Annotated in this window: 18 protein-coding genes; 16 read left to right on the forward strand and 2 right to left on the reverse strand. The window is 61.5% G+C overall.

Annotated features, from left to right (window positions below):
- Positions 1-48: 48 nt before the first annotated feature.
- Both GQS65_RS17160 and GQS65_RS17165 read right to left on the reverse strand, forming a co-directional pair.
- Complete coding sequence (locus GQS65_RS17160; RefSeq protein WP_158205856.1) at positions 49-747, reverse strand: DUF3800 domain-containing protein; 699 nt, start codon at positions 745-747, stop codon at positions 49-51.
- Between the two features lie 444 nt (positions 748-1191).
- A complete protein-coding gene (locus tag GQS65_RS17165; RefSeq protein WP_233265177.1) occupies positions 1192-1488 on the reverse strand; it encodes a phage repressor protein in 297 nt (98 codons plus the stop codon).
- A gap of 452 nt (positions 1489-1940) precedes the next feature.
- Between GQS65_RS17165 and GQS65_RS17170 the strand changes: the two genes are divergently transcribed.
- The 16 genes from GQS65_RS17170 to GQS65_RS17245 all read left to right on the forward strand — a co-directional run bounded on the left by GQS65_RS17170 (position 1941) and on the right by GQS65_RS17245 (position 10740).
- On the forward strand, positions 1941-2354 hold the full coding sequence (locus GQS65_RS17170; protein ID WP_158205857.1) for a MarR family transcriptional regulator: 414 nt from the start codon (positions 1941-1943) through the stop codon (positions 2352-2354).
- The gene (locus GQS65_RS17175) at positions 2351-2692 is read left to right on the forward strand and encodes a PadR family transcriptional regulator (RefSeq protein ID WP_158205858.1); all 342 of its coding nucleotides are present in this window, start codon (positions 2351-2353) and stop codon (positions 2690-2692) included. Before GQS65_RS17170 ends, GQS65_RS17175 begins: the two co-directional genes overlap by 4 nt.
- Positions 2693-2796: 104 nt before the next feature.
- Positions 2797-3252 (forward strand): hypothetical protein, encoded by a 456-nt coding sequence (locus GQS65_RS17180; protein WP_158205859.1) that lies wholly within the window; start codon positions 2797-2799, stop codon positions 3250-3252.
- Positions 3249-3431 carry a ribbon-helix-helix domain-containing protein gene (locus tag GQS65_RS22250; RefSeq protein ID WP_394351457.1) on the forward strand — a complete coding sequence of 61 codons (183 nt, stop codon included), beginning with the start codon at positions 3249-3251 and terminating at the stop codon, positions 3429-3431. Before GQS65_RS17180 ends, GQS65_RS22250 begins: the two co-directional genes overlap by 4 nt.
- Entirely contained in the window at positions 3428-3952 is a 525-nt protein-coding gene (locus GQS65_RS17190) for a hypothetical protein (RefSeq protein ID WP_158205860.1), read from the forward strand. Before GQS65_RS22250 ends, GQS65_RS17190 begins: the two co-directional genes overlap by 4 nt.
- A gap of 529 nt (positions 3953-4481) precedes the next feature.
- The gene (locus GQS65_RS17195) at positions 4482-5639 is read left to right on the forward strand and encodes a hypothetical protein (RefSeq protein ID WP_158205861.1); all 1158 of its coding nucleotides are present in this window, start codon (positions 4482-4484) and stop codon (positions 5637-5639) included.
- A 903-nt stretch (positions 5640-6542) separates the two neighbouring features.
- Positions 6543-6839, forward strand: a complete 297-nt coding sequence (locus GQS65_RS17200; protein ID WP_158205862.1) for a hypothetical protein — start codon at positions 6543-6545, stop codon at positions 6837-6839.
- Positions 6836-6991 (forward strand): hypothetical protein, encoded by a 156-nt coding sequence (locus GQS65_RS17205; protein WP_158205863.1) that lies wholly within the window; start codon positions 6836-6838, stop codon positions 6989-6991. Before GQS65_RS17200 ends, GQS65_RS17205 begins: the two co-directional genes overlap by 4 nt.
- Positions 6991-7224: a hypothetical protein gene (locus GQS65_RS17210; protein WP_158205864.1), complete on the forward strand. Its 234-nt coding sequence runs from the start codon at positions 6991-6993 to the stop codon at positions 7222-7224. Before GQS65_RS17205 ends, GQS65_RS17210 begins: the two co-directional genes overlap by 1 nt.
- Positions 7221-7658: a hypothetical protein gene (locus GQS65_RS17215; RefSeq protein ID WP_158205865.1), complete on the forward strand. Its 438-nt coding sequence runs from the start codon at positions 7221-7223 to the stop codon at positions 7656-7658. Before GQS65_RS17210 ends, GQS65_RS17215 begins: the two co-directional genes overlap by 4 nt.
- A complete protein-coding gene (locus GQS65_RS17220) occupies positions 7648-8289 on the forward strand; it encodes a hypothetical protein (protein ID WP_158205866.1) in 642 nt (213 codons plus the stop codon). The genes GQS65_RS17215 and GQS65_RS17220 overlap by 11 nt, the downstream gene beginning before the upstream one ends.
- Entirely contained in the window at positions 8282-8635 is a 354-nt protein-coding gene (locus GQS65_RS17225) for a hypothetical protein (RefSeq protein ID WP_158205867.1), read from the forward strand. The genes GQS65_RS17220 and GQS65_RS17225 overlap by 8 nt, the downstream gene beginning before the upstream one ends.
- 305 nt (positions 8636-8940) lie before the next feature.
- A complete protein-coding gene (locus tag GQS65_RS17230; RefSeq protein ID WP_158205868.1) occupies positions 8941-9249 on the forward strand; it encodes a hypothetical protein in 309 nt (102 codons plus the stop codon).
- Positions 9242-9601: a hypothetical protein gene (locus tag GQS65_RS17235; RefSeq protein WP_158205869.1), complete on the forward strand. Its 360-nt coding sequence runs from the start codon at positions 9242-9244 to the stop codon at positions 9599-9601. Before GQS65_RS17230 ends, GQS65_RS17235 begins: the two co-directional genes overlap by 8 nt.
- Positions 9602-9671: 70 nt before the next feature.
- A complete protein-coding gene (locus GQS65_RS17240; protein WP_158205870.1) occupies positions 9672-9926 on the forward strand; it encodes a HalOD1 output domain-containing protein in 255 nt (84 codons plus the stop codon).
- A 481-nt stretch (positions 9927-10407) separates the two neighbouring features.
- On the forward strand, positions 10408-10740 hold the full coding sequence (locus GQS65_RS17245; protein WP_199268494.1) for a ParA family protein: 333 nt from the start codon (positions 10408-10410) through the stop codon (positions 10738-10740).
- The last annotated feature ends 115 nt before the right edge of the window (positions 10741-10855 follow it).

Below are 10855 nucleotides of genomic sequence, written 5' to 3' on the forward strand. Positions count from 1 at the left end.
ATGATCCCTCACTGAAGGGGTATGAGCGCGGCATTCTGCGTCGCCACGTTACATCGAGAGGAGTGACGACTGAATTTCTGCATATGCCTGATTGCAGTCTCCTTTCCGAGCGTTCCTCCTGACCGAATACGCGGCCAAGTCCGAGAGTTGGAGCCCTGGGATTTTCCGGCTGTCCTTCGTCTCAAAGGACGTGTTGACGGGAGTGCTTCCCTGTGATATCTCCTCTACCACGGCCCCGGGCGTCTTCCAAACATCCGCGTCGAGATAGATTTCGATATCATCGATGTGGTCGTACGAGAGCCGAGGCTCACGGTAGATCGGGTCTAGCGCAGACGTCAGGGCTATCATCTGCAGCGTCTGTGGCGCATCGAGTTTTGAGACACCTTGGCGTTCGAGTGTCTCGAGCATCAACTCGGTGTTCATCGTCTTCACGGAGAAGCGGAGAGGCCGGTCTACGCCGTTGGGCCACGGGTAGGGAGGACTCGGCACCGAGTCGTCTTCGTGAGCGAACGCGCTGACTGACTGAACGAGCGTATCGATGGTCGTCGGCCGGAGTTTCGCACCCTTCAACTCAGAGACGTCAGACGCACCGAGACTCTCTGCAAGGTCGCACAAGTTCTCGCGTGTATCATCGAGAACGCTGTACGGGTTGCTGTTCCCTACGCACCAACATCCAGTCACCGTGTAAAGCTGCCCTTGGGAGTTGCTCCCGCTCTCATCTATGAATACGTAGACCGTTTGACCCACGCTCAAATCGCCTCCAAAATGACGCCCGACACACCGAGACCAACTGATTCACGCCCCATCGTTCGTTATGTCAAGACGAGGGACGAACACCATATAAGGGATGCGCACGACTGCGCGGAGTGAATGTGTAACTGGACCGCGTTTCAATTGCTGCAACTGCGCCTGTATCGGTGGCATACACTTCCACCGAGATTCGATAAACAGGCCACGGCCTTCGTATGAATCCATCGAGATAAGTGGGAGGCTATGCTCGCACTCGCTTTCTGGCACCACTTTTGGCGAACCCAGACGCCAGGATGAATCAGCCGTCTCACCCGGTATAATCCGACTCCACGCTGGTGTGTCACTCTTTCTGGCATATCTGGCAGGCACTCCCCTCCGCTCATATGGCGCTCAGAACGACTGTCTGAGTGGATGGTCTCCCAACGCGGACTGAACGACGGGTTACTGCTCGGAGGGGTCGAGTGCCTCAACCTCATCGGTAGCGAGGTCGCCCGCCAAGAACTCCCGACCGAGGTCAGAGAGTTCGTAAAGATCGTTCTCGTTCTGCTGGAGAAGACCCGACGTGGAGAGAGCGCGAAGGCGTTTGCCTGCGTATCCAGCGTCGTAGCCGATATTGGCTGCAAGCACTTTTGGAGACACCTCAATGTCGTGGTCATCAAAAAATTCGAAGATGAAATAGTCAATTTTCGAGAGCCACTTCACGCGCTTTACCATTCTCTTGACCGCGCTTGGTGTCATTGCTCAAAACTTGGACTGGTACGACTTTACCTTGATGCTAAACTGTGTCGAGGTCAACCTCGTATACGGTTAAGTTTAAGTAAGCAGAGTAAATTGTCTGTCGTATCGATGGAAAGCCGACGTTTCACCACCCCAGTTGGTCCCGTGGGCTGCTACCTGCCCCGAGGTCTGGCTCTCCATCCGAGTATCGTTGCCGCGCGTGCGGCCCTGGACAGGCTCTCGACGAGCCGGGCGCTAGCCGTCGCCCGTCAGGTCCAGCGTGAGAACACCTCGTCGCGCCGTCCGCGCGACACGCACTACACCCAGCGTCAATCACTTTCCACACAACCGACGCCGGGTGTGGGTGCGCGTTACGACACCGTTGCTCTACCAGGAGCAGTCGGTGCCGGGTACGGTTACGGACGACCGCCAGTGGCGCGAGCCGCTGGCGGTTCCGCTAACACCCCATACCGATGGAATACACTCGGAACTCCGATAAGAAAGTTATTGCACCGTTTACGGCCACCGATGGCGACCAGCCACCAGCACTCCCCAATCCCGCGGTCGGTGAGTGCTACGGTGACCTCACCGCCCTCCAGCGCGACCTGCTGACGGCGCTCGCCCAGCTCGGCAATCGCTCCAGCGGAGCCACGATCGGCCGCGCGGCCGAGCGGTTCAGTGGCCGCGACATCAGCCATGGAGCGCTCTACCCGGCGTTCGATGACCTCGAAACGCTCAACCTCATCGAACGCGGCCAACTCGACGGCCGAACCAACTGGTACGCGCTCACCAGCAAGGGCCGCGACCTCGTCGCGTACGTCGCCCGCGCACACAACCACGCCGCTACCCTCGCCAGGACCGACGGCGGTACGGAGGAGGGGCGATGAGCAGCGAGTACCGCGCGCTGAACTGCTCGCAACGGGACTTCCTCACCGCGCTCGGGCGCATCAACGGCCCGGACGTCAGCGGCCAGGACATCAAGCGCGAGGCCGAGCGCCTTCGCGGAAGCGAGGTCACCCACGGCGCGCTCTACCCCAACCTCCGAGCACTCGTCGACGCCGGCCTCGTCGATCGGGGCGAACTCAACCGTCGAACCAACTGGTACGCACTCACTGAAGACGGTCGACGCGTCCTCAAACAGGTCGCTACCGTCCAACGAGAAGCCGCAGGATACCTCGCCCTCGCAGATGGTGGTCGTGAGAACACGACCGAGGAGGGCCGGTAGATGCACGCTCGGGCCGGCCACTGGCAACTCGTCGGGGTCGGGTTCTTCCTGTTCGTGCTCGCCGTCTGTGCGGTCATCGTCATGCTCGCTGCGGGAGGTGTGGCGTGAGCGCTCAGACGAGTCTTGACACGTTCGGGGCTACGGACCGGAACCCGACAGGACAGGTCGAGTGGAGCGAGAGGAGCGTCTGTAGCGAGGCCGCGACCTGGCTGCAGATGCACGCCGACATCGCACTCGCCCTCCCTCGCCCCGGTCTCCAGTGGGAGGCACGAGAGCTCGATGGCGTGGGCAGTTCGATCGGGCCGGCGCTGGGCCGACTCAGACGACTCGGCATCATCGAGCGGTGCCACACCACCACGAAGAACGACGTCCGGCGTACTGTGTGGAGTACCTCTGGAGGCGCGTACGCGTGGATTCAGAACCACGTCGAAATCGGTGACCGCCTCCCCTGCGGGCACCGCGGCCTTCGCAACATCCCGGCTGGCGACTACACCTGTACGAACGACGACTGCGAGCGCGAGTTCTCCCGGTGGGTCGCCCACGAGGTGTTCTGCGAGTGAGCACCCACCCCTCACAGGCCGACCGCCAGCGAACGCAGTCGACCGAGCGCTGGACCGTTCGGATGGACACGGACCTCGCTGAAGAAGTCGAGGCGCTCGTCGAGGACGAAGCGTTCCCCAACCGCTCGGAGGTCGTCCGCCAGGCCGTCCGCGAGCTCGTCGAGGATGGTGACGAATGAAGCGAGCGACCCGACGAGACGTCCAGAGGTATGGCCACTACACCGAGGAGATTGGACACAACCCCGCCCGGTTCCTCGCAACCCGAAGTGAGAGCGGGAGGGCGACCGGCGAGGGTGACTCTCCAGAGCTCGCCCTCGCCAAGAGCGTCATCAAGGGGATCGACGACACCGCGACGCTTGACGCCTGGCAGGCCGTCGAAGTTGACCTCGGCCGCAACGACGGTGGGCCACGACAGCTCGTCATGGCGTGGCTGAACCGCCGGCGAGACGTGCTCGAAGGGAACGCCGTCGACAACGTCGAGGCCGGCCTCGCCACGGCACCGGTCGACGTTGAGTACGACTCCGTACCCGAGTCGAGGACCGAGACGAAGCCGCCGGTGGCGATGGCTGACGGCGGGAGCGACGAGAAGCTCTGTGGGGCCTGTCAGGCGACCCTCGAACGCGAGGAACTCGATGACCAGGTCGGCTGGTGGTGTCCCGTCTGTTCGGACTACAGCCAGCCAGCGGAGGTGATGGTGTGAGCCGGAAACCGTCTGACGGGCGTCGCACGCCGGGCCGCGACTACCCTCAGCTATATACGGGTCGTCACCCCACTATCGCAGAAGAACAAGGTAGCAACTCAAACACGTCGGGAACCGCAGAAGGTACCTCGGTGTTCAAACGGTGCACCAACACCTACCCACCGAGACCAATCACGTACCTTCTGCTTCCTGCCCAAGTGGCATATATGTTCGGGTCGTTTAGCGGCGACTCTGGCATTATAACGCCGATTGGGAGTCCTGAGAGTGGACTGCGTGTCACATACAGTCCATAGATGCCCGCTTCCCCCCTCAGCAGATGTGCTGACATCGGCCAGCAGCCAGTGTTGGCGTCGGTTACCGAAATCGACGCACTGAGCGGCTGGACTGGGGCAGTGGGTGCCTCGCTTGGTACGGTTCAGGTTCGACTCCTGAACGAGGCCTTCGTATCGCCCTCCGAACACGCGCCCGTGTCGACGCGTACCTCGACGCCTGTCGGGATGACCCGGCAGCGTTCTCACTACACCAGCAGATGACAGAACCAGCAGCAGCATTCCACCACGACTCGACCTCCGTTCGGTTCACGAACGCGATCGAGTCCTACATGACCGACGCACAGCGTGACCGCGCAGACGCGCTCGCCCACGTTCACGGGACGACGCGTTCGGCGCTCACCCGGCACTTCTACGACTCGACGTACACCGAGACGTTCGGGCTCATCGACCCGACGTTCGTCCGTGACGACCTCCTCCCGGCCGACGTCCTCGATGGCCTCCTCGCCGGCGACCTCGACTGGCAGGACGTCGACGAGACGTTCTACATCACCGACGCCACGTACGTCGAGACCGACCTGGACGAACTGGCCACGCCCTCGACCCCGACGCCGGAGTTCCACCGGACGGTCGGGTCGGCCGACCTCGCTCGCCCAGGCCTCACGCTCGAATGGGACGACCTGAAGACCATCGTCGAGAACCACGACTTCGACGACCCGACGACCGCCGCCCTGGAAATCCACCCCGACCGCGTCGAGCCAGGTACCCTCAAGCGCCGGAAGAAGACGAGCGGGCAGGCACTCGCCGCGATGGCACGTGTCGCTGCCGACGACGGCGTCGTCACGCGTGGTGAACTAATCGACCTCGTCCTCAAGCAGCTAAGTCCTGGGAACGAGCGCCACGACGAAGTCGCAGGGAAGGACTACCTCGTCAAGGAGTGGGTCCCAGTTGTCGGGGACTACCTCTACGAGTCGCCCGATGGCTCGGAGTTCTTCACGACGTTCACCGCTCTGAACGCCCACATCAACGACGCCGTCGAGTACGGCCTCGAGCAGGCGACCGTCGACGATGACACCATGACGCTTCTCTCGGTTGGCGACTGGCTCGAAGCCATCGACTGGAGCGGTTCGCGTGCCGAAGGCGAACAGCAGTGGGAGAAGCAGGTCGCCCAGTGGCTCGACGATGTCGTCGAGTTCTACCAGACTGCGCAGGCGTTCCCCGAACTCGTCCGCTGTCTGGACATCCCGGTCGACGACCGATACGACGACGCCCACGACATGTGTGTTGAGGAGGCCTCCATCGCCTACCGAATCGCCATCCGGAAACTCGACCAGCGCCGTGCCGGCGTCATCGACGAGACGTACCCCGGTAACGAGGAAGCCCGCCGCGACCTCGCCGAAGCCGCTCTCAGTGAGTAACAGAGCCACTTAACGGATGCCCCGCGGTGTAGTGACAACGCTGTCGTTCTCTTCTGATTTCAGCCTCCAATCGGCGATTCTGACCAATCCTCGACGATGAAGTCCGACTTTCGAGACCACTTTGCGTCTCGAGGAGCTGGCCGACCGCTCGTTGACCACGATCGTCGCCAGTTTCGACCAGCGCTCAGTACAGTCGAGCTCGAGGAGAGACGATTTACCCGCAAATCTTCTCTCGGAGTCGCCACGGCGAGAAGCAAAACACGCCTGAGGAACCTCTACGGGCCCAGGTACAGGACAATGGCGAATCGTGCGGGTAAATCCCTTCCAACTTCTTTTTGAGACGGTCGTATCTCTACAACAGTGGGTTGGGTCCAGACGCCTCTCGCCCGCGGTAGAAGCCACGAACGGTGAAAACTCGGGCGCAGGCCGTGAACACCACGTAGAATGACGCTCCGGCCTCACTCCGTTCGTTCTTTGCTTTGTGGATGACGCTACGGACTAACAGCATACAATAGGTTAAAAGCGTACCGGTTCATGGAAGAAAGAGAGTGTGGATGGGGAGAAGGTGAGACCGAGTACCAACTACGGCTGCTGGTAGAGTAGTGGCGTATCGTGGAACCCGACACAGAACGCCATTCTACGCTTCTCGTGGCTGTATCGTATCTGTCGTCTTCAACGTCACCGAGCAACTCGGTCCATCTCCCCGCCCCTCAACCGAAGATATCGAGCGTTCGAGAAAGAAGTTCCACCGAGTTTACCCGCAAGCGTCGTCGGTGGAGCGTTCGGCCGCTGCCCTAACCACGTTTCAGCGTGCTCTGTTCTAACTTCGTAGTTAGGTGAGTTCCCGCAAGCCCTCCGGCCTCTGGTATATCCGGGACCTCACGGAATCTCCTCGTGAGAGCTATGGAACTTGACCCAGAGACCGGTATCATCGTGACTCGCGATGCGGCCGGGTTCGAGTACTACTGCGAGGTCGCGCTTGACGCCCTCGCCGACCAGGACCTCCTCGACGCGCAGGTCGACGCCGAGACCGAGCGGGACGTCCGTGCAGAGCATGCCCCCGACGATGGCTGGATTCACTCGCGCGTGTACCCAGACATCGATGAACCGACCACCAACCCGTCGCGGTTCGTCTTCGATGAGGACCGTGGCCAGCTCGTGAGCCAGCCTGTCGACGAAGAGTCGCAGGTGGTCGCGTGAGTCTCCACGAGTGTCCTCAGTGCGGACACCAAGTCGCAACGAACAGCACCAGCGCCGGCGCGTTCGAGTTGCCGCCGACGCTCCACTGCGTACACGACGGCGAGGTCTGCGAGATGGATATCGTCGACAAAGACGTCGAGGTGACTGCCTGATGCCGGGCACTACACTGAGCGAGCGCCAGCGAAAGGGCCTCCCGTCGACCGAGAAGACACGGACAGACACGGAGTGTCCTCAGGGATGTGCCGACCCGATGGGTGGGATGCGCCGAGTCGTCGAGCACACCGGCGACATCCGCTACGCCGAGATCTACGGAGAGGTCGTCGCCGATGAGCGTGTCGAGCGGTATCTGGAGTGCGGCATCTGCGGCTGGGTGGTCGACCTATGAGCGATGACGAGGTCGCCTGTTCGTACTGCGACTCGACAGCGTTGGCGTACGAACTCAACAGCGACCGCGGCCCGGTCGGCCGCTGTATCCCGTGTCTTGCTATCGAGCGCGGGCAGTCCGGGCTTCGCCAACCGGCCGAGAGCTTCCTCGACCCCGAACCGAGCGTGGTCTACGACACCCAAGAGAAGTGGGACGAGCATCGGGAGCAGACGTACACCCGCACGCGTGACTGGTATCGCATTCTCGCGCGCATCCAGCAGGACGACCCACTGCTGAAGCGCAACCCCGAGGATATCGGGACGGTCCACGACTCCATCCGGACGTTCTTGACGAACATCATGGGCGAAGAGGCGCACTACCCGCCCTCGGACGTCGCCGGGAGCCCAGTCGCTGTGGGCCAGACCACCTTCCCGGAGGTGACCGATGGCGAGTGACCACCGCGAAGCGTACAGCGCCCTCGGTGGATTCAACCCGATGAACGTCTGTCGCGAGTGTTCTCAACCAGACGTCCAGTGCATTTGTGAGGCGATGCGACTGTGCCCGGTCTGTAGTGGACGCGGGTTCTCGTGTTTCGACGACCTCTGCCACGCCCAAGGCACCTGCTCACACAGTGGCACCTGCTCGCGATGTGATGCGACTGGTGGTGTCAGGCCGGAACGAGTTCTGGTCGTTCCCGACCGGGACGCGGCGGGCATCCGTGAGTACCTCCGTGACCACCCGGAGCTACGCAAGGGCGAGTACGACCACGGTGAGGACGTCGACCCGCTCACGGGTCTATGCTATCCGGCTGCTGAAGCGTACTACCACCTCAACGACTGCGACCTCGACGTCTACTGTCTCTCGTGGAGCGACGTCGACGAGTCGTATCAGGGCACACACTGGTACCTCCGGGAACCCGGTGACGGCCGGTTTATCGACCTCGGCCTGCCGCTGATGCCGCCGGTCGAGCTCCCGCCGTTCGAGCAGGGACGTCGGCGTGGCTTCATCACCGGTGACGAACCATCGAAGCGGACCCAGCAGGTCCTCGACGCAGTTCGAGACGGACGGGGTGAGAACGGTGAGTGACGACACTCATCCCTGCCACGAGCAGGGTTTGGACCTGATTGACGGTGAAGACGTGCTGTTCAACGACCGCTCTCGCCCGCTGACGGTTGTCGGTGCCCACGCCAGACAGAACGTCTCGCCGACTCGTCGACGCCGAGGTGAGGCGAAATACTACCGTGTGGTCGAACTGGAAGGCAACAGGACGGAGTACCACCTCCTGTGCCTCGGTGGGGCGTCCTCCAGTCCGATGCTCTACAAAGAGGCGGACTGGGACGACGATAAGACCAACAAAATCGGCCTCTCTCCAAAGTATTCGCGGATGGGTGAGCGGGTCAAGTCGATGGAGGTGCTTGGACGTGGTGAGTGACAAACTCGAAGCAGTCGTTTGGAGGTCGGTCTCGTGACGTGGCTCTGCAACTGCTGTAATGAACCGATGACGTGGATGGAGTGGCACCAGCACTGCCGGAAGCACCCCGATGCGGCGGTCGCTGGTGTCCGAAAAGTCGACGCGAACGGCGAGGTGTTGGCGCCGTGAGCACGCCCGACCCTTTCGAGGACGTCGCTTGGGCTCACCGTGACTGTATAATCGACGTGCTCGAGGGTGTCGAGCAAGATGCAGTCGAACGTCTCCGCACGGAGATCGAGGCCTGGGACCCGTCCGACAACACCTCGATGCCACTCTCTCCGGAACTCTCAACGACCGACTGGCTCACCGTCCTGGAGGCGATCGGTGGTGAGCTGTACGTGACGGTCACCGACCGGACCGATGACTTCGACGTTCGCTGGTTCGTTCGTCACGATGGCGTTGAGTGGGTCTACGGTACCCAGCGGACCGGCGAACTCTACCGTGGCGACCGCAATTCGAGGGCGTTCCGGAACCTTGAGGCCGTCCTCGACAACGAGGCGGAGAACCGACCGCGTCCGATGACCGACTACCCACTCGACATCGACCACAGTCGAGTCTGGGATTCAGATGGCTGAATCACTCCTTTCGCTCCTCGCGACACTGTTCTTCTGCTGGACCATCGGGCACGGCGTCTCCGCCGTCTGGGTACTCCGATGCATTGGCGTCCACAACCTCGACGAGGGCTGTCCTGACGGATGGCACCTGAACTTCCTCGGTCGCTGGCCATTCTACCCGTTCAAGGCCGGCTGGTACGGCCCCGAGCGCGAGTACGTCGCCATCCGCCCCCACTGGCTGTTCCCGCTGCTCTGTAAGATCGACCGTATCCCTGCGGGTCGTGGCTACGGCACCAAACACTACCAGCGAGAATGCTCCTGGATACTCCCGCCGAGTGCGATTGCGTGGGTCACTCGCCACGTCGTTCCCTGATCGTTTCGTTACACTCGGTGTGAGGGGTGTTCTACCATTGATATATCCGGGGAGACTCCTGCCTCCTGTTATGAGCGAACGGCCACGCGTCTCAACACGTATCGTCGAGGCGGTTGCGACCGAACTGGACCACGACCCGCTACAGCTCCCGCCGCTGCAGGACGCGGTCGATGGTGACGCCCTCAACCTCCTCTTCTCAACCGCGTCGACGCCACCCGCACTGACGCTGGCCTACGCTGGCTGTCGAGTGCGAGTTGATGAGTCTGGCGTCGACGTCGAACGCTGTCCGAATCGACGACAGTCGACGTCCGTTCCTCGCACCTAACCACGCCATCCGAGTTCCGGTCTGAATCCTTGGTTAGTGCAGACCGACCTGGCTACCTCTGGTGACTGATACTCTGCGCACCTGCTGGTCCTGCTTCAGGGCAGGCACCGCGTGCGACTTCTGGAGGGGGCGTGCCTACTGTTCACGCTGTGCCTACTGCCAAGTGGTTGGAGTTCGTGCCTACTGTACCTATTGTGACTACTTTGTGGTTCATACACTCTTTCAAGTGGTCTCGTTCACCTACTTTCCAGTAGGTGGATCAGAAATACAATCCCCGGACCTTCTATTGTCGGAGTAGGTAAAGTAGTCAGCTACCTCAACTACTGTAAAAACTGTACAGTAGGTACAGGTTGTACCTTATGTTTAAGTCGGTACCCTCGAATGGCCTGAACGAATGGCACAACAAGTGGAGTGTTCGACCACACAAGGAGAATCGATCCTGACAGATGGCGGTGTGGAACCACGGGCGGTTTGCTTCCCGATGTTGAAGGGAGGATTCGGTAAGAGCATCTTCGCCAACACGCTCGCAGGCGTGCTGGCGACCAGACGTGACCACGCCGTCTTGCTGGTCGACCTTGACCCCGCAGGTCACCTCTCGACGGGACTCGGATACTACACCCGCGAGAACGAAAGCGCGACCGACCTCGCCAACGTTCTCCTGGACGGCGCGGACATCGAGGAGATCGTCAAGCACCCGGGCCACGGCTTCGACTTCGTCCCGTCACTGAATCTCGAACGCGTCGTCGACGAGCTCTCGAAGGACTCGGTGCTCGCGAGCGATCTGAAAATGAAAACGAGTTCGTCGACCCGCTGACTCGAACGAGGGCGAGTACGACTACATCCTGTTCGACCTCCCGGGCTCGCGAAACAAGCTGACGACACGCGGTCGTCGCTGCGCGAACGCTATCCTGCCATGACTGCCTTCGTCC

This window comes from Halomarina oriensis, from assembly GCF_009791395.1.
GTDB lineage: Archaea > Halobacteriota > Halobacteria > Halobacteriales > Haloarculaceae > Halomarina > Halomarina oriensis.

What these genes read in the sequence shown, in the direction of transcription:
- GQS65_RS17165 (WP_233265177.1), bottom strand. Translation starts at nt 1,488, where the DNA reads ATGACACCAAGCGCGGTCAAGAGAATGGTAAAGCGCGTGAAGTGGCTC.
- GQS65_RS17170 (WP_158205857.1), top strand. Translation starts at nt 1,941, where the DNA reads ATGGAATACACTCGGAACTCCGATAAGAAAGTTATTGCACCGTTTACG.
- GQS65_RS17175 (WP_158205858.1), top strand. Translation starts at nt 2,351, where the DNA reads ATGAGCAGCGAGTACCGCGCGCTGAACTGCTCGCAACGGGACTTCCTC.
- GQS65_RS17190 (WP_158205860.1), top strand. Translation starts at nt 3,428, where the DNA reads ATGAAGCGAGCGACCCGACGAGACGTCCAGAGGTATGGCCACTACACC.
- GQS65_RS17195 (WP_158205861.1), top strand. Translation starts at nt 4,482, where the DNA reads ATGACAGAACCAGCAGCAGCATTCCACCACGACTCGACCTCCGTTCGG.
- GQS65_RS17200 (WP_158205862.1), top strand. Translation starts at nt 6,543, where the DNA reads ATGGAACTTGACCCAGAGACCGGTATCATCGTGACTCGCGATGCGGCC.
- GQS65_RS17210 (WP_158205864.1), top strand. Translation starts at nt 6,991, where the DNA reads ATGCCGGGCACTACACTGAGCGAGCGCCAGCGAAAGGGCCTCCCGTCG.
- GQS65_RS17215 (WP_158205865.1), top strand. Translation starts at nt 7,221, where the DNA reads ATGAGCGATGACGAGGTCGCCTGTTCGTACTGCGACTCGACAGCGTTG.
- GQS65_RS17220 (WP_158205866.1), top strand. Translation starts at nt 7,648, where the DNA reads ATGGCGAGTGACCACCGCGAAGCGTACAGCGCCCTCGGTGGATTCAAC.
- GQS65_RS17230 (WP_158205868.1), top strand. Translation starts at nt 8,941, where the DNA reads ATGCCACTCTCTCCGGAACTCTCAACGACCGACTGGCTCACCGTCCTG.
- GQS65_RS17235 (WP_158205869.1), top strand. Translation starts at nt 9,242, where the DNA reads ATGGCTGAATCACTCCTTTCGCTCCTCGCGACACTGTTCTTCTGCTGG.
- GQS65_RS17240 (WP_158205870.1), top strand. Translation starts at nt 9,672, where the DNA reads ATGAGCGAACGGCCACGCGTCTCAACACGTATCGTCGAGGCGGTTGCG.
- GQS65_RS17245 (WP_199268494.1), top strand. Translation starts at nt 10,408, where the DNA reads ATGTTGAAGGGAGGATTCGGTAAGAGCATCTTCGCCAACACGCTCGCA.